Below are 16,702 nucleotides of genomic sequence, written 5' to 3'. Positions count from 1 at the left end.
TCCCTCCCGGGAGGTCGCCGGCCCACGTGCCGGTGTGCTGGGTCAGCGGCGTATCCAGTGCACTGCCACCACGGAGTCGTGGCCCGCCTTCTTGAGGGCCTCGGCCACGGCGGCACTGACCCGGAGCTTCCGCTCCGTCTCGGTCGCCTCCACCGAGTAGGGCCGGACGGACAGGGGCCACTGGTCCCTCGCCAGGTCCTCGATGCGGAACCGGAAGCGGTCGAACTGCCGGACGGCTTCGCGGATCGTCCCGGCGTAGACCGTGTCGCCCGCCGTGCCGGCCGCCGTGCCGACCGCCGCGCGCCGCTCGACGATGAGGCCGAGTACCGCCGTCGGCCGGTAGGGGTCGCCGCGCTCCACCGGGCTGCCCGCGTACATCCCGTGATCGTCGGGCCCGGTGTGGCAGTTGAGCCGCAGGGCGCAGATCTTCACGCCCTTCTGGGGCTCGCCGTACTCGTAGGCGACGTCGGCCACGGTGCCGGTCAACACGTCGTCGGTCTCCGGGGGGTGGTGGGTCGCCTTCCACAGTTCGTCGCGGCGGGCGTCGTCGAAGCAGACGCCCGGGAGCTGGACGTCCTCGCCCTCGTCGAAGGTGAGGTTGAGCAGGGCGAGGTCGGACCGCCGGTCGTAGTCGAGGACGCCGCCCGTGACCTGCTTGCCGTCGGAGAGCCGGAGCATGACGGGGTCGAGGCCCTTGAGCTCGCGGGCCTTGAGGCAGTGCGCGGCGGTGAGGGCGAACTCGCGGGTGAGCCGCACGCCCGAGCCCCGACGGCAGCTCTCGTCCTGCCCGAGACCTTCGTCCCGCCGGCAGTCGTCCCCCCGTCGGCATTCGCCGCCCTGGCGGCAGCCGCTCCGGAAGATCTCGATGAAGTGCTCGTCGTACACCGCGGACCAGCCCCCCGTCCGGACCTCTGAGCGAACCCCCGCTTTCGCCCGGAAGACGCCATGGTAGCCAGAATCGGTTGCCCTGGAATGGGCCCGTGGCACATCTCCTGGAATATTCCCCGGGGTCATCCAGGATTTCGGTCAGGAGTTCGGCCGGGGTCGATCGGGTGTCTTCGCCACGGACGCGGCAGCCTGAACCGCCGCAGCCGCATCAGCAACTTCCGCCTCGCGGAGATCCTTTCGGGGTGGACCTCCGCACGCAGCAGCGCGAGCACCCGCCGGTCGGCTTTCCTCGACTTCTTCACGGCCTTCTTGAACTCGACCCAGAATTCGTCGTTGTCGCTGATCCGGGGGTTGTTCTCGCGCTGGGTGTGCCATTTTCCCCAGGCGAGTTTCCATCGCCTGCGGGCGGCGAAGGCGTGCTTGCAGGCGGCGAGCAGCTCGTCGCTGCCGTAGATCTCCAGGCGGGCGAGGAGCGGGGACATGTCGTCGGCGGGGGCCGTCTCGCCGGCCCGCCGTTCGGGGAAGGTGCCCGTCCGCCGGACGGCCTCCCTGAGGTCCGCCATCCGCCTGACGACGATCATCACTTCGTCGTAGACGGCCATCCGCCGGTCCCACACGCGGTTCTCACGTTCGCGTCTGGTCGTGGCCCGCTGAATGAGCCAGGCGCTGGAGAAGGTGGCGAGGGCGCCCAGCGTCGTGCCGGTGAGCGCGGCTTCGACCGCAGTCAGTCTCACCTCGCCATGATGGCGCGCCTGCGCCCCCGGGGGCACCGGGGGCGCAGGGCGGTGGGGCGTTACGCGTCCTTGAGCTCCTGCCGCTGCCGCCCCAACCCCTCGATCTCCAGCTCCACCACGTCACCGGCCCGCAGGTACGGCTTCGGCTCGGGCTGCCCCATCGCGACCCCGGCGGGCGTGCCCGTGTTGATGACGTCGCCCGGGTACAGCGTCATGAACTGGCTCACGTACCGCACCACTTCGGCGACCGGGAAGATCTGGTCGGCGGTCGAGCCGTCCTGCTTCAGTTCGCCGTTGACCCAGAGCTTCAGGGAGAGGGCCTGTGGGTCCGGCACCTCGTCGGCGGTGACCAGCCAGGGGCCCAGCGGGTTGAACGTCTCGCAGTTCTTGCCCTTGTCCCAGGTGCCGCCCCGCTCGATCTGGAACTCCCGCTCCGAGACGTCGTGCGCCACCGCGTACCCCGCGACGTGCGCCAGCGCCTCCTCGTGCGACTCCAGATAGCGTGCCGTACGTCCGATGACCACGGCGAGCTCGACCTCCCAGTCCGTCTTGACCGAGCGGCGCGGTACCAGGACGGTGTCGTCCGGGCCGACCACCGTGTCGGCCGCCTTGAAGAAGACGACGGGTTCGGCGGGCGGCTCGGCGCCGGTCTCGCGGGCGTGGTCGTGGTAGTTGAGGCCGATGCAGACGACCTTGCCGATCCGTGCCACCGGCGGCCCGACGCGGAGCCCTTCGGCCGCGAGTACGGGCAGGTCGCCCGCGTCGGCGGCGGCCCTGATCCGGTCGAGCGCCGCCGCGTCGGCGAGCACGGTGCCGTCGAGGTCGGCGACGACCCCCGACAGGTCCCGGAGGGCCCCGTCGGCGTCCAGCAGCGCGGGGCGCTCCGCCCCCGCCGTACCGACTCGCAGCAGTTTCATGGTCAGTCTCCCTTGGTCGAGCGTGGCCCGGCCGATGGGGTGCGGCCATCGGAGGATTGGTCGATCGTCCAAGGTCCCTGTGCCGTAGGCAATACCCGGTTCACGTACTGGACCGTTACCCGGCGGTAGCCAGCGCTCCCGCCGCGCCCGGCATGTCCCGGTACAGCACCGCCCGCTCGACCGCGCTCCACGTCGTACTGGTCACCACGTACAGCGCGGCGGCCAGCGGCACCACGGCCACCGTGAACAGAGTCATGAACGACATGAGCGGCATCACCTTGGCGATCGCCCCCATGCCGGGCACCTGCTGGCCCCCGGCGCCCCCGGCGCCCCCGGCCTGCCCCTGCGGCAGCGGGTTGGCCGCCAGCTGCGCCTTTGTGCGCCGGTAGTTGAAGGTGGCGACGGCGGCGACGAGCGCGAACAGCGTCACGTAGACCAGCCCCTGCGCCCCGAAGACCCCACCCTCGGCCAGCGCGTCGGTCCACCGGCCGCCGAGCGGCGCGGCGAAGAGGGTGTGACCGAGCAGCGCGTTCGCCTCTCCGCCGATGCCGGCGCTGGAGAACAGGTGGTAGAGGAGGAAGAAGGCCGGCAGCTGGAAGAGGCTCGGCAGGCAGCCGGAGAGCGGCGACACCTGCTCCTTCCTGTGCAGTTCCAGGACGGCCTTCTGCAGCTTCTCGGGGTTCTTCGCGTGCTTCTTGCGCAACTCCGCGATCTGCGGCGACAGCTTGGCGCGCGCCTTCTGCCCGCGGGCCGCGGCGCGCGACAGGGGGTGGACGAGGAGTCGTACGCAGGCGGTGAACAGGACGATCGCGGCGGCGGTCGCCGAGGTGTGGAAGAACGGGTCGAGCAGGTCGGCGAGGTGCTCGACGAGCCCGGCGAACAGGGACATGGACGCGGACATGGGATCGGACAGGAGATCGGACATGGAGAAGCCCTCCGAGGGTTCCGTCGTGCCGGAAGAAGAAGCGACGGGAAGACGTCGCGTTTCGGCGTGACGGCCCGCGAGGGGCTGAGGCAGGGACCGACTGTGGTGGTGCGGGGGTCCCCTACGCGGCCGTCGGGAGGGGACGGCCGGGTGCTCGGGGGCGCCTGCGGCCCCGGGCGTCGGGGTCGCGTTGGGGCAGGAAGGCGGTGCGCATCTCGCGGTCGCGGATGGCCGTGCGCACTCTGGTGCGGGGCACGGCGGGCGCGCAGCGCGCGGCGATCACGGAGCAGGCGGCGAGCGCGGAGCCCGCGGCGGCCGTCGCGGCGAGCGCGACGGCGGAGGCGAGGCCACCGGTGTCGACGAGGACGACCTCGACGAGAAGGAAGAGGAGGAGCAGGGCGGGGCGCGCGGCTGCTTTCCAGCCACGGATCATGTCGTGCATCGCCGGCCCTCCTCTCCTCACGCTCGCGCACGGTTGTTCGTCGTACCGACTGTAGTACTGCCTGACGTTCTGACTGACGTGCTGACTGACGTTCTGATTGACGTTATACAGGATCCACTGCGAGCGGCTCGTCGTCGAGAGGATCGCTCGCGAGGACCTCGTCGTCCGGTCGCCCGTCCTCGCGGCCGTCCGGACCGACGTACGTCACGGTCAGCGCCACGGCGAGATTGACGGCGAGCGCGACGATCCCCGCGTTCACGCCGAAGACGGGGTCGTGCTCGCTGAAGACGAGCGCGCACACGATCGCGACCCCCACGACGAGCCCGCTCAGCACCCCGACCAAGGACAACTTCCGCCACACGAGCCCCAGAAGCAGCATGGGCACCAGCTGCGCCATCCCCTCGTAAGAGATGAGGGAGAGCCGTACGAGGGTGTTGGGCGCCCCGTAGGTCAGGGCGAGGGCGAGCGCGCCCGCGACGACGACCACGCCCTGCGAGGCGAGCTTCTGCCGCTGCGGAGTGCGCCACCGGGGCAGCAGCGACAGCACGCTGCTCCCCCACATGGTGCCGATGACCAGCATGAACACGGCCATCGGAACGATGGAGGAGAGCGCGGCCGCCACCCCGATGAGGCCGACCGCCCACGCGGGCAGCGAGTCGACCACCAGCTTGAAGAGCGCGAGGTTGGACTCGGCGCCGACGAGTCCGGGCACGACGAAGAGCGCGGCAATGCCGAGGAGCATGGGCACGAAGAGCAGCACGTTGTAGGCGGGCAGCCAGATGGCGTTGCGCCGCAGCCCGTCCGCGCTGCGGGCGCCGAGGTACCCGGCGACGGTGGTGGGGAAGATGACGACGGTGAGCGCGTTGAGCAGCGAGGTCGTGACGAACCACGCTTCCCCGTACTGACTCCCGCCGCTCCCCGGCAACGTGAGCCAGTCGCTCTTCTCGCTCACGATCCGGTCGAGGAACGGCCCGTACCCGTCGAAGTAGTGCAGGGGTACGTAGACGGCGAGGAAGGCGAGGGTCCCGACGACCAGGACGTCCTTGAGCACGGACACCCAGGCGCTGCCGCGCAGCCCGCTCACCACCACGAACCCGGTCGTGACCGCGAAGCCGATGAAGTAGGCCCAGTTGAGGCTGATGGCACCGTACGAGATGGTGGAGACGACGACGCCCATGCCGGTGATCTGCAGCTGGATGTACGGCAGCAGGAACACGGTGGCGAGCAGGGCGACGCCCGCGCCGAGCCAGGGCCGCCCGTACCGGTGGGCGACCATGTCGGAGATGCTGACGAGCCCGTGCCGCCGGGCGTAGGCCCACAGCATGGGCCCGACGACGTACCCCACGGCGTAACCGCAGGACATGTAGGCGACGACGTACAGCACGGGCGCCCCGTAGTTGTACCCCCAGCCCGCTGCCCCCAGATAGCTGAAGCTGGTGTACCCCTCCCCCGCCATCAGCACCCAGATGAACACGGCCCCGAGACTGCGCCCGCCCACGGACCACTCGGCGATCCCGCCCTGCTGCCCGCGCCCGCGGACGGCGGCGAGACCGAGGGCGACGGTCCCGGCCATGAAGACGCCGAAGACGAGGGTGGCGACGGCTCCGTCACTCATGCCGGACCCTCCGTCCTCTTCCGGCTCTTCCGATCCCCTCGGTACGTCAACCACACGCAGAGGGGCGTGAGGAGGGTCGCGCAGAGGAGCCAGAAGAAGAGGAAGGGCAGCCCGAGGACGACGGGCCGGACGCGGTTGGCGAGGGGCAGGGCCACGAGATACAGCACGAAGGGCCCGAGAAGCCAGAGGAGGTGGGGGCGTGCCAGGTGGGGGCGGCGAGCGATCACAGGGGTTGACCCTATCCGGGCCGCATGGACCGAAGCTTGCCCCAGACGACGAGCCGGTACTTGGAGGTGTACTCGGGGGTGCAGGTGGTGAGCGTGATGTAGTACCCGGCGCCGCGATACCCGTATCCGCCGCGCACATCGCTGCGGGGCACGCGCTGGATGACGCCACTGTCGCGGGCGGAGGTCCGTGCCAGGGTCTTGTCGACGACGTACGTGTAGAGGGCGTCCGCAGTCCGGACCTCGATCTCGTCCCCGCGCCGCAGCCGGTTGATGTACCGGAAGGGCTCGCCGTGGGTGTTGCGGTGCCCGGCGAGAGCGAAGTTCCCGGCCTGGCCGGGCTGGGCGGCGCGGGGATAGTGCCCGACGTACCCCTTGTCGAGCACGCCCCGCTTGCTCACACCCTCACCGACGGGGACGCGGACGCCGATGCGGGGGATGCGGAGGACGGCGTAGGCCTGGTCCCAGCGGGGTGCGGGCGCGCCCGCCGACGCGCCGGACCCACCGGTGGCCCCCGCGGCCGGGCGCCCGTCACGCGGTGGCCGGTCACCGCCGCCCGACGAGGCCCGGGGAGGGGCGCCCGAAGGCCGACGGGACGCGTCCGGACCCGACTCCCCGCCAGGGGCCTCGTCCTCGGCCCACTCCCTCTCCAGGGCCTCGACCTTCCGCTCGGCGGCGGCGCGGGCCTGCCGGTTGGTCCACCAGAGCTGATGGGCGACGAGGAGGAGCAGGACGAGCCCGAGGGTGACGGCGACTTCGGCGCCGTTCCACAGCAGCCGTACGCCGAGGGGGCGACTCGGGCGGCGCCCCTGCTGAACGACGGGCACGCGACCCCGCACGACGCCTCCTCCGCACCAGCACCATGTCCCCCGGCGATCCGGAGGGCCGGGAGTCCCCGGTGACCCGGCGCCCCGGCGCCCCTGCGCTCTGGGGACCCGAGGGTCCCCGGCGGCCCGGAGGATAGGCGCTGCACCGGCAACAATCCATGCCCGAACCGAAGCGGCACCCGTACAACCGCCTACCAACCGCACACCAACCGCGCACCGGCCCCGCACCGCCCCTGCGCCGCCCCCACACCGACCCCGCACCGCCCCTCCTGCGGGAGGCACGCTCGGCAGTACGGTGTCCCGTATGCGCCCCGAGAAGCCTGCTGCCGCCGACCACGTCGACGTCGACCACATCGCCGAAGCCGCGCGTCTGGAACGCACGGCCGACCTGTATCCGGAGGACGCCGAACAGCTCCTCATCCAGGCCGCGGCCCACCTCGAACTGGCCGGCGACCGCGACCGCGCGACGACGCTCTACGACCGCCTGCTGTCGCCCACCGCGCCGCACCCGCCGTCCGCCCCGCTCCTGATCCGCGCGCTGAAGGCCTCGAATCTCTGGGAGTACGGCCACGAGGCCGAGGCCCGCGCGATCATCGACGGAGTCCGCACGGCATCGCCCCGGGACCCGGCGCCGTGGGTGATCGTGGCGGAGTCGCTGGAGGCGCACGACGAGCTGGAACAGGCACAGGCGACGTTCACGGAGGCGGCGGCACTCCTGGTCCCCGTCACCACGACGGACCCCCCGTACGCCACGCACCCCCTCCTCTTCGGCCGCCACCGTGTACGCCGCCTCCTGGGCGCGGAGCACGACGAGTGGGACGCCCTGGCGGACCGCGTCTCCACGGCCTCGGTCTCCCTGGACGAACTCCACGACCCGAAGCGGGTGTGGTCCCTCGGCTCGGAGAACCCCGCGGAGCTGCGCGCGGAGATCGCCCGCATCCAGGCGGAGTTGGGCTCGTACCGCGAGGCGCTGTCCCGCCCGTTCCCCGTGGCGATCCTCCACTGGCCGTCCTCGGAACTGACGGAACTCCTGACGGCGTACCCGTCCCTGACCTCGGAGTACCCCTCCCACGAGGCCCACCTGTCGACCATAGAGTCCTCCCTCCGCGAACTCTCCACCTCCGGCACCCCGAACCTCGGCATCGTCACAGGAACAGTCCCCTCCTACGAGGCCTTCGCCGCCTCAGAGGCAACGTCCCCGGAGGACCCATCGCTGCTGCCCCAGTACGCGACGACGCTGGCGGCCCGGGGACGGGCAGTCTCTTGGCCGCCGGAGCGGGGTGGGGATTGCTGGTGTGGGTCGGGACGGGGGTACGGGGAGTGCCATGGGGCTCCCTCCGCCTGACCGCGAGGACCCCTGGCTAGCCCCACCGCGACAACGTTAAAGAGCCTCCTGTTGCCGACCGAGTCCATAAGCTGGTTCGGCATACCGCCGCTAGGTGATATCGCGTGCGGTGATTTCCCGGGGAGGACTAGGCGTGACTGAGGCGTTGGGGCCCAACGAGGCCACTTCTGGGCTGTACGAGCAGTTGGTGGCGCTACGCATCGAGGACCAGTTGAAGGGCCTTGATGCAGCCAGCTTGCCCACTATCAACGGCTTGTCCGGTTCTTCGTCGACACCTCGCGACGTCGCATGGCGCGTTGCCGAGGCCATACGCAGCACACTCCAACAGCTGCCTGAGCAGGAACGGTTGCACACGGCACACAGCATTCTGGAGTCGGTGGCAACTTTGGACGGTGTCCGTGAGTGGGTCAATCGCCTAGCCGCTGAACGTGGGGTGATCGCCTATCCGCACCAGAAAGACATGCTGGAGCGTCTAGCGGTAGAGCGCTCAGTCCGCGGCCGCCACCGCAATCTCCTGGTTGCCGCGACTGGAACGGGCAAGACTGTGATGGCGGCGCTCGACTACCAGGAGCTGTGCCGCGAAGCGGGACGCAGTTTGCGACTCCTTTTTGTCGCACACCGCAAGGAAATCCTGGAACAATCACGGCAAACGTATCAACGCGTACTAAATGACGCCGCGTTCGGCGAGTCATTCCATAGTGGTGGCAGTCCCCAAAAGTGGACACATGTCTTCGCGAGCGTTCAGTCCCTCAACCCTCAAGTGCTAGATGGGCTCCCCCCGGACCACTTTGATGTCATCGTCATCGACGAGTTCCACCACAGCACTTCCCCCACATACCGAAAGATCATCGATCACTTTACGCCGAGAGAACTGCTCGGCCTGACCGCGACCCCCGAGCGCATGGACGGCAAGAACGTTCAGGATGAGTTCTTTGACGGCAATATCGCGGCCGAGATGCGCCTATGGGAGGCGCTGGAGAACGAACTCCTGAGCTCATTCCGCTACTTTGGGATCAGCGATGACACTGACCTGCGGTCCGTGGAGTGGAAGCGTGGCACTTACGATCTGGCCTCCCTCAGTGACATTTTCACGCAGAGCAGTGAACGTGCCCAACTTGTCGTAGAAGCAGTCAAGGAGAAGGTCCCTGACCTGGGTAGTATGCGCGCCCTGGGATTCTGCGTGTCCGTCTCACATGCCCAGTTCATGGCCCACTACTTCCGAGAGGCTGGGATCAAGGCGACCGCTCTCTCCGGTGCAAGCCACCGCGATGAGCGCCAAGATACCCTTAGCGACCTAAAGGCCGGAAAGATCCAAGTGATCTTCTCCGTTGACCTGTTCAACGAAGGTCTCGACATCCCCGATGTAGACACTTTGCTCCTGCTCCGCCCCACTGCAAGCGCCACCCTGTTCCTGCAGCAACTCGGCCGCGGATTGCGCCGCACGGAACAGAAAGAGTTCCTGACGGTCCTAGACTTTATCGGACAGCACCGCAAAGAGTTCCATTTCGAGAACCAATTTCGAGCGCTCACGAACCTCACGAGGAAGCGCCTACTGGATAACTTGGAGCACGATTTTCCATCAATGCCGTCGTCCTGCCAAATCATCCTGGAGCCCAAGGCTAAGCAAGCCATCATCAAGAACATCAAGGAGCAACTTAACGTCAACGCCAATACCCTTGCCCGTGAAGTCAGGGAGTACGGCGAACCCCATCTTTCTACATACCTGACAGAAAGTGGGCGCGACATTAAGGAAATCTACCGCGGCGGCAACGGCAACTCGTGGACTACCCTTCTCCGTCGCGCTAAAATGCTGCCGGAAGCGGCTCCTGATGGCGAGTTGGGATTGTTGAAGCGCATCTCATCTTTCCTCCATGTCGACGATCGTGACCGCATCGAGGCATACCAACGACTCCTTGCAGATAATGCACCTGTTTACGACGTCATGAGCCCGCTTGAACAGAGCTTCGCCCGCATGCTGTTCTTCAACTTCTGGGACAATGCCGGTGGTTACTCGTCCTACCAGGAGGGCCTAGCCTCACTGCAGGAGCATGAGGCTGTCCGCGACGAGCTCCACCAGGTCCTCGAACACTGCCTGGCCCATACAGATCACTATCCGATCCGCCTAGAAGGGCCGCACAGCAGCCTTCCCTTGAACATCCACAGCTCCTACAACCGCTCGGAGATCCTTGCTGCCCTCAACGTGGCGCGCCTGGGTGGGCAGATGCCGCGTTCGTTTGCGCAAGGTGTCGTGGAGGCCAAGGAATTCAATACCGATGCTCTCCTCATCACTCTTGAAAAGGATGACAAGGACTTCACTCCCACCATCCGGTACAAGGACTACGCGATGAGCCCAACGCTCTTCCACTGGGAGTCGCAGAACGCCACGGATGAGAACTCCGCCACCGGCCGTCGCTACCGCGAGCACACACAACGCGGCAGCCACATCTTGCTGTTCGTGCGCCGCTACAAGAGCACCGACATCGGTGGCGCCGAGCCGTGGATGTTCTTGGGTCCCGCCCAGTACGTCTCCCATGAGGGAAGCAAGCCGATGGCGATCACCTGGAAGCTCCAGCACGAGGTACCGGCCGACGTCTGGACGTACTCCTCAGTCACAACTTAGGGGCCTCCTCTTCAGCCTCGAAGCGCAGTTGCACCCGATCCAACACCTCGTCCGCCGCCACGACTCCCAGGTGCCCCTGTGGCTGCGCAAAGCAGGCGCCGCCCCCATGGCCGTTCGGGGCGATGAGGTCCATTGCCAGTTCACACCACACCACCTTGGAATCCGCGTGGAGGATGATGCCCCACCGCTGCTCGGTGACGGCATCGATGAGTTGCATTCCACGCCCCGATTCCGCGTCACTTCCGGCGGCGTGGAGAGTGGGTAGCGCTCGCGCGTCAGGGTCTCGCATCTCGATGCGCAGATACGTGCACCTCATGGAGACCGTAAGCGTAGCGGGCGTTCCCACACCCACGTGGTTGATGACATTCGAGGTCAACTCCGTGACGCACGTCTGAGCCGAATCGACGAGCTCCGGAAGTCCCCACCCGGCGAGGTGGACCTTCAACGTGCGCCGCAGTACCGCAACCTCGCTGAGATCTGCCGCGAAGGAAAGGTCCCACGATTTCTGCCTGGCGCAGCTACTTGCAGGGGTCACCATGCCTACCTTCCACACCGTCCGTGCACTGCGTGACCATGGGTCACTCTTAGTGAGAGACTCCCAGTGACCATCCCGCCGTGCAACATGCACGAAGAGATTCCCCTGATGGAGTGATTGGAAGTTGGCGCCACTTCCGATGTGATGGAACATCCGCTACAGCAAGAGGAGTTGACGTGTCCGGTTCGCCCACCGCACGCCGCCGACGTCTGGCGATCGAGGTCAAGAGGCTGCGCGAGGAGAACGGCTTGACCTGCAGCCAAGTCGGCAAAGCGCTGGACTGGAGCAGCTCCAAGGTGAACCGTATGGAGACGGGACAGGGGCGGGTCCAACCATCCGATGTGGACGCTCTGTGCCGCTTCTACGAAACCTCGGACGAGCTACGCAACCTGCTCAAGTCCCTGGCCAAGGAGTCCAAGACAAAGGGTTGGTGGCACGCGCACGGGAATGCCGTCCCCTCCTGGTTCTCCGTCTATGTGGGACTGGAGCAGGCGGCATCTGACCTGCGCAGCTACCAGGGAGAGTTCGTCCCGGGCCTGCTCCAAACGCATGACTACGCGACGGAGTTGAGTCGCTCATGGATCGATCACACAGTCGACGAGATCCAGCGGATGGTCGACGTGCGCATGCGACGCCAGGCCCTGTTGGTAGGCGACTGCCCGCCTGACCTGTGGACGGTTGTGCACCAGAGCACGCTGATGCATGTCGTCGGAAATCGGCGGGTCATGGCCGGCCAGCTCGAACGTATGCTGGAAATGGCGGAGCTGAGGAACGTGACGGTCCAGGTCTTGCCGTTTGACGCAGGCGCCTACCCCACGACGGGGTCGTTCACCGTGCTCGGCTTCCCGGAACAAGAGGACCCGGACATGGTGTACCGGGAAGGACTGACGGACTCCGTCTACCTCGAAGATCCCAAGGACGTCGACCTCTACTCGAAGGCGTTCGACCACCTCAGAGCCCTGGCGCTCGGCCCGCAGCGTTCAGTGTCGCTGATCAAGGAAATCCTGAAGGAGCACTCCCGATGACCTCGCTTCCAACGGTCCAGTGGCGGAAGAGTAGTTACAGCAACGGCATGGGTGGAGAGTGTGTTGAGGTCGCCAGGTTGCCTACTGACATTGCTGTGAGGGACTCCAAGGCGCCTACGCGACCCTGCATTACCGTGGGCGCTCGCGCCTGGGAGGGCTTCATAGGCGCCGTTCGCGATGCGAAGTCCATCGATGCTTAGCTAGTGAACCGCCACCAGCTTCTAGGTGGCTGACTGCTCCGTGCCGCGGACTACCTCCCCGGCACGTTGCAGGAAGAGGGCGCGTTGGTCTGCCACGACTTGGATCTTTCGCTCCCACTGAATCCAGCGTGAGTCCAGGTTCCCGGCGGTCTGGGGCACCCCGCGCTGAGCGTCGACGAGAGCCTTAGCTGCCTCGGCCGTCTCGGCTCTGAGTAGCTGAGCAAGGTCCACCACCTCCTCCGGTCCCCACAGGGCGAGTTGGTTGAGGCAGGGCTGCATAGCCAATATGCGCGAAGCGAGTTCAGTACGGGCGTCGTGCGCGAGAACTCCGCCCCCGCGCACGCCAGCCGCTGCTCGGCGCAGCGAGTCCTCCACCGATGAGTGCGCGTCGAGCAGCTTTGCGTAGACCTGCTGCTGCTGGCTGCGAACCCACTGGACATGCCCGGCAGCAGCTTGCCCCTCAACTTGCAGTCGAGCGGACTCCACTGTCTTCTCTCCGCCGATGCGAGCGCCTCGGAGGCCAGCCAGCGCGCCGATGAAAGCGCCTGCGACGGCCCCCGCGGTTCCGGACACTCCAGCTATTACCGCAGCGAGTCCTTGGTCCATGAGTTCATCATCCCCGACTCACCAGTACGCCCCAACGGCCCCCCTAGCTGGGCCCCTTACCCCCTCACTCCAAGGCTGGATCGGGCCGACTAGCCTCTGAGGCATGACGACTCTCGCCCCCTCGTTCAGACCCGGAGACATCCGTACACGTGCGGAAATTCGTGCAGAACTGGGAGGAAGCCCTCAAGGGGGTATATGCCCGTCGAAGGAGAAGGGAACCGTAGTTCTCTACTCCGACATCAGCGCTGGCGAGAAGTACGGGTACCGGGACGGGTGGCTGCGCGAGGCAGATAGATATGGCCCCATTTTCGAGTACACGGGTGCGGGCACTGTCGGAAACCAGACGTTCGAGGGGATCCGGGGGTCAGGGAACGCGGCGATCTCCCTGCACGCCACCGATGGGCGCATACTTCATCTATTTATCGCGGCTGGAAAGGTCCCGGGCACGGGCATCAGGACCCACCGCTACATAGGGGCTTTCGGGGTCGACGAGGATCGACCGTACGTCGTACGGCGCGCACTCGACGAGAACCAGGCAGAGCGCGATGTCATCGTTTTCCGTCTACGGCCTATCGGGGAATTCCACCGGTTGGAGGAAGACGTAATTCCGCCCGCGCGGGAGACGAAAGTTACCTTCGTCCGAGACGGGGCGATGCGCCGCCCGAGGGCACCCAAGCGCCGGAGAACAGGTGGCGAGCGGGACGTCGCAGCGGCAACTGTTGCTGCTCAGACACGGGAGGACTTGACTGCAGACTACGCAGCCACACTCAGCGGTGATCAGCACTCTGTTGGCCGTCTTGAGGTGCGAGCCCGAGGCCTCGAAGACACTCTTGTCGCCGAACTGTTCGATCAGACCCAGCATGCCGTCTTCGAACCTTCCGGAAGCTCCTCCCGCCAGGCAACCAAGGACGCCTTTGTGCAGCTCCTGGAGATCAGTAGGTACGTGGAGTCAACTGACAACAGACCACTGCGACGCATGGTCCTCCTGCCTGGCTTGCCTGATGACGACATATGCGAGCTACTCGCAGCGAACAACGTCGGAATAATATATCGAGACGAAACTGGAGAATTCATCGAGTTCCCCACCATGAGCTCCACATCCAGCATGTCGGAGAACTCGACATTTCCCTGCGCTGAATGCCCTGCACTCGCCCACTAGGGCTGGTTCCGGGACCGAGTGTGTCCAGGTGGCGGTGGGCGGACGTGGGGTGCTCGTCCGTACTTCAAAGTTACGGTGCTTCTGTCCGGATGTGTCGAAGGAGAGGGAGATCCGTGCCGTACGCCCCCGAGAACGACCAAGACCGCAAGTTCCTGGATCTGGCCATCGCCAACTCCCGGCGTTCGCTCGAAGACGGCAGTACCAAGAAGCCTTTCGGTGCCGTCGTCGTGCGTGGTGGGGAAGTCGTGGGGTCCGGGAGCAACTCCGTCGTTGAGGCGTGTGATCCGACTGCTCATGCCGAGGTCGTCGCCCTGCGGGACGCGGGGCGGCGGCTCGGGACGTATCTCTTGGACGACTGCACGCTGTATTCGAGCAGTGAGCCCTGTCCCATGTGCCTCGTCGCCTGTTACTGGGCCGGGATTCCGCGGCTCGTCTATGGCGCCGGCAGTCGCGATGCCGCGGTGCATGGGCATGAGGATCTGCGGTTCTATCGGGAGCTGGCGTTGCCCAATGCCGAGCGGCGGATGCTGGACGAGGTGCCGGTGGGAGGGGCCGCGCGGGACGCTGCGGTGGATGTTCTCGCCGCCTGGGCCGAGGCCCAGCCCGGGCCCGTCGAGCCGAAGCTCTGAGCCCGCTCGCCCCGCCCCGGTCGCCGCGCGTTAGCCTCGGGCCGAAGGAACATCGCGGATTTGGATTTATTGGATTTATCGGTGAGAGGTGGGGCAACCATGGCGAGGATTCCCGGAGCGGTCGTGGCGGCGAGTGGGCTGGTCGGGGGCTATGCCACCGCCCGGTTCACCAAGAAGCGGCCCCTCGGCGGCGCCGTGCTCGCCGCCGCCGGGGCCGTCGCCGCCCGGCAGTGGCGGGAGGCGGCCGGCGGGAAGACCGCCGCCGCGCTCACCGCGGCCTACGTCGCCGGGTTCGCCGGGTCGCACCCGCTCGCCAAGAAGGTGGGCGCCTGGCCCGCCGTGTTCAGCGTCGCGGGTGGTGTCGGGGTCGCGTCGTGGGTCCTCGCCGACCGGCGTAGCTGAGGCGAGAGGGGGCGGAGGCAGTCTCCCCGCGTACGGGCGGCTTCCCCGCGTACGGGGCGGTTGCCCCGCGTGCGGGCGGCTTTCCCGCGTGCGGGCCGCTTCCCCGCGTACGGGGCGGCTTCCCCGCGTACGTCACGCGTCGCTGCGCCGCGTCGCGCTCCTCGCCACCCCCGCCGCCCCCAAGGCCCCCACACCCATCACCAGCGTGCAGAACGCCCACGCCAGCGGCCACACCTGCGCGTCCTGCGTGGGGTGGGAGTCGAAGGACACGAACAGCAGCGTCGACGGTGGGGCCGCCACCACCAGCAGTGTCCACGCCAGGCGGTCCCTTATGCCGAAGTAGGCGGAGAGGGCCAGGAGCGCCAGGATCAGGAGCACCACGCCCTGCGTCGTCACCGGTGACGTCTCGTTGAGCGCGCCCGCGGTCTCCGCGCGGTTGCGCAGGTCCCAGGGGAGGCACGCCACGTATGCCGTGGCCGCGAGCGCCGCGCCCAGGAGGCGGGTCGCGTACCTGGGGAGCGGGGCGGTCTGCCGTAGCGGTATCAGCGTCGCGTTCATGTGTACGACGGTGCCGTCCCGGCCGTAGGGCGCGACAGAGTACGCGTACTCATTCCCGAGGTGGGCCCGAGCCCCTGAACGTCGCCCGATACGTCGCCGGCGCCACCCCCACCCCCGCCACGAAGTGCGCCCGCAGCGACGCCGCCGTGCCGAAGCCCGCCTCCGTCGCCACCCTGTCCACCGTGTGGTCCGTGGATTCCAGGAGTTCGCGGGCGCGGTCCAGGCGGCGCTGCGTCAGCCACTGCATCGGTGTCAGGCCCGTCTCCTCGCGGAAGCGGCGGCTGAACGTGCGGACGCTCATCGATGCCTGGTCGGCCAGTTGCCGGAGCGTCAGGGGTTCGTGCAGGCGGGCCTGCGCCCAGGCGCGTGCCGCGCCCGTTGATGTCGACTGCGCGGGTGTCACCGGGCGTTGGATGTACTGGGCCTGGCCGCCCTCCCGGTGCGGCGGCACCACCGTGCGGCGTGCCACGTCCGCCGCCACCGCAGCGCCGTGGTCCCCGCGGATCAGGTGCAGGCACAGGTCCACGCCCGCCGCCTCCCCCGCCGACGTCAGGATCCGGCCCTCGTCCACGTAGAGGACGTCGGGGTCGACCGTCACGGAGGGGAATCTGCGGGCGAACAGGTCCGTGGAGAGCCAGTGCGTCGTCGCCCTGCGGCCGTCGAGCAGGCCCGCCGCCGCCAGTACGAACGCTCCCGTGCAGATCGATGCCAGCCGGGCGGCCCCGGCGGCGTTCTCCAGTGCGCGTGCCAGTTGCGTCGGCAGCGCGGACGGGGTCAGCGACTCGTCCTCCTCGTGCGAGGCGGGCACGATCACCGTGTCCGCGCGGGCCAGCTCCTCCGGGCCGTGCGGTGCGCCGATCGGGAAGTCCGCGTCGGTGCGGATCATGCCCGGGCCCGTCACCGCGCACGTCCGCACCTCGTACAGCCGCTCCCCCGCCGGGCCCCGCGCGCCGCCGAACAGCTGGTGCACCAGGCCCAGTTCCATCGGCAGTACGCCGTCCCGTACGAGTACCGCCACCCGGTGCCTCCCGGAGCTCATGACCATGCGCAG

19 protein-coding genes are annotated in these 16,702 nt (G+C 67.7%); 7 read left to right on the top strand and 12 right to left on the bottom strand.

The features are described 5' to 3' along the window. Positions 1-42: 42 nt before the first annotated feature. The 8 genes from AB0H82_RS00735 to AB0H82_RS00700 form a co-directional block, all read right to left on the bottom strand. A complete protein-coding gene (locus AB0H82_RS00735; RefSeq protein ID WP_362987284.1) occupies positions 43-885 on the bottom strand; it encodes a serine protease in 843 nt (280 codons plus the stop codon). A gap of 125 nt (positions 886-1,010) precedes the next feature. Further along, the gene (locus AB0H82_RS00730) at positions 1,011-1,622 is read right to left on the bottom strand and encodes a hypothetical protein (protein WP_362987282.1); all 612 of its coding nucleotides are present in this window, start codon (positions 1,620-1,622) and stop codon (positions 1,011-1,013) included. Between the two features lie 59 nt (positions 1,623-1,681). After that, positions 1,682-2,539, bottom strand: a complete 858-nt coding sequence (locus AB0H82_RS00725; protein WP_362987280.1) for a fumarylacetoacetate hydrolase family protein — start codon at positions 2,537-2,539, stop codon at positions 1,682-1,684. Positions 2,540-2,654: 115 nt separating this feature from the next. Further along, positions 2,655-3,440, bottom strand: coding sequence for a YidC/Oxa1 family membrane protein insertase (locus AB0H82_RS00720; RefSeq protein ID WP_362987706.1), 786 nt, complete (start codon positions 3,438-3,440; stop codon positions 2,655-2,657). Between the two features lie 145 nt (positions 3,441-3,585). Beyond that, positions 3,586-3,897 carry a DUF6412 domain-containing protein gene (locus AB0H82_RS00715; RefSeq protein WP_362987704.1) on the bottom strand — a complete coding sequence of 104 codons (312 nt, stop codon included), beginning with the start codon at positions 3,895-3,897 and terminating at the stop codon, positions 3,586-3,588. 112 nt (positions 3,898-4,009) lie between these two features. After that, entirely contained in the window at positions 4,010-5,521 is a 1,512-nt protein-coding gene (locus AB0H82_RS00710) for a sodium:solute symporter family protein (RefSeq protein ID WP_362987278.1), read from the bottom strand. Then, entirely contained in the window at positions 5,518-5,748 is a 231-nt protein-coding gene (locus AB0H82_RS00705; protein ID WP_362987276.1) for a DUF3311 domain-containing protein, read from the bottom strand. The genes AB0H82_RS00710 and AB0H82_RS00705 overlap by 4 nt, the downstream gene beginning before the upstream one ends. An 11-nt stretch (positions 5,749-5,759) precedes the next feature. Continuing rightward, entirely contained in the window at positions 5,760-6,584 is an 825-nt protein-coding gene (locus AB0H82_RS00700; RefSeq protein WP_362987274.1) for a class E sortase, read from the bottom strand. Positions 6,585-6,876: 292 nt separating this feature from the next. On the opposite strand from AB0H82_RS00700, the gene AB0H82_RS00695 reads away from it, so the two are divergent. Continuing rightward, entirely contained in the window at positions 6,877-7,917 is a 1,041-nt protein-coding gene (locus AB0H82_RS00695) for an SEC-C domain-containing protein (RefSeq protein WP_362987272.1), read from the top strand. Between the two features lie 133 nt (positions 7,918-8,050). Beyond that, complete coding sequence (locus AB0H82_RS00690; RefSeq protein WP_362987270.1) at positions 8,051-10,537, top strand: DUF3427 domain-containing protein; 2,487 nt, start codon at positions 8,051-8,053, stop codon at positions 10,535-10,537. On the opposite strand, the gene AB0H82_RS00685 is transcribed toward AB0H82_RS00690, so the two are convergent. After that, on the bottom strand, positions 10,527-10,754 hold the full coding sequence (locus tag AB0H82_RS00685; protein WP_362987268.1) for a hypothetical protein: 228 nt from the start codon (positions 10,752-10,754) through the stop codon (positions 10,527-10,529). The genes AB0H82_RS00690 and AB0H82_RS00685 overlap by 11 nt on opposite strands. Before the next feature lie 494 nt (positions 10,755-11,248). Here AB0H82_RS00685 and AB0H82_RS00680 point away from each other — a divergent pair, with 494 nt between their 5' ends. Both AB0H82_RS00680 and AB0H82_RS00675 read left to right on the top strand, forming a co-directional pair. Beyond that, positions 11,249-12,097 (top strand): helix-turn-helix transcriptional regulator, encoded by an 849-nt coding sequence (locus AB0H82_RS00680; RefSeq protein WP_362987266.1) that lies wholly within the window; start codon positions 11,249-11,251, stop codon positions 12,095-12,097. Further along, positions 12,094-12,297 (top strand): DUF397 domain-containing protein, encoded by a 204-nt coding sequence (locus AB0H82_RS00675; RefSeq protein WP_362987264.1) that lies wholly within the window; start codon positions 12,094-12,096, stop codon positions 12,295-12,297. Before AB0H82_RS00680 ends, AB0H82_RS00675 begins: the two co-directional genes overlap by 4 nt. Positions 12,298-12,318: 21 nt before the next feature. Here the strand turns inward: AB0H82_RS00675 and AB0H82_RS00670 are convergent, their stop codons facing one another. Continuing rightward, complete coding sequence (locus tag AB0H82_RS00670; protein WP_362987262.1) at positions 12,319-12,903, bottom strand: hypothetical protein; 585 nt, start codon at positions 12,901-12,903, stop codon at positions 12,319-12,321. A gap of 103 nt (positions 12,904-13,006) precedes the next feature. Here AB0H82_RS00670 and AB0H82_RS00665 point away from each other — a divergent pair, with 103 nt between their 5' ends. The 3 genes from AB0H82_RS00665 to AB0H82_RS00655 all read left to right on the top strand — a co-directional run bounded on the left by AB0H82_RS00665 (position 13,007) and on the right by AB0H82_RS00655 (position 15,093). Continuing rightward, a complete protein-coding gene (locus AB0H82_RS00665; protein WP_362987261.1) occupies positions 13,007-14,062 on the top strand; it encodes a hypothetical protein in 1,056 nt (351 codons plus the stop codon). Positions 14,063-14,175: 113 nt separating this feature from the next. After that, positions 14,176-14,691: a nucleoside deaminase gene (locus tag AB0H82_RS00660; protein ID WP_362987259.1), complete on the top strand. Its 516-nt coding sequence runs from the start codon at positions 14,176-14,178 to the stop codon at positions 14,689-14,691. A 99-nt stretch (positions 14,692-14,790) separates the two neighbouring features. Continuing rightward, positions 14,791-15,093, top strand: coding sequence for a hypothetical protein (locus AB0H82_RS00655; RefSeq protein WP_362987257.1), 303 nt, complete (start codon positions 14,791-14,793; stop codon positions 15,091-15,093). 132 nt (positions 15,094-15,225) lie between these two features. Here AB0H82_RS00655 and AB0H82_RS00650 read toward each other — a convergent pair whose 3' ends face one another. Beyond that, positions 15,226-15,651 carry a hypothetical protein gene (locus tag AB0H82_RS00650; RefSeq protein ID WP_362987255.1) on the bottom strand — a complete coding sequence of 142 codons (426 nt, stop codon included), beginning with the start codon at positions 15,649-15,651 and terminating at the stop codon, positions 15,226-15,228. A gap of 49 nt (positions 15,652-15,700) precedes the next feature. Continuing rightward, positions 15,701-16,690, bottom strand: a complete 990-nt coding sequence (locus AB0H82_RS00645) for a helix-turn-helix domain-containing protein (protein ID WP_362987702.1) — start codon at positions 16,688-16,690, stop codon at positions 15,701-15,703. Positions 16,691-16,702 lie beyond the last annotated feature (12 nt).

Source organism: Streptomyces sp. NPDC050732, assembly GCF_040654255.1.
Taxonomy (GTDB): domain Bacteria; phylum Actinomycetota; class Actinomycetes; order Streptomycetales; family Streptomycetaceae; genus Streptomyces.
This window is presented reverse-complemented; position numbering and strand designations above follow the sequence as displayed.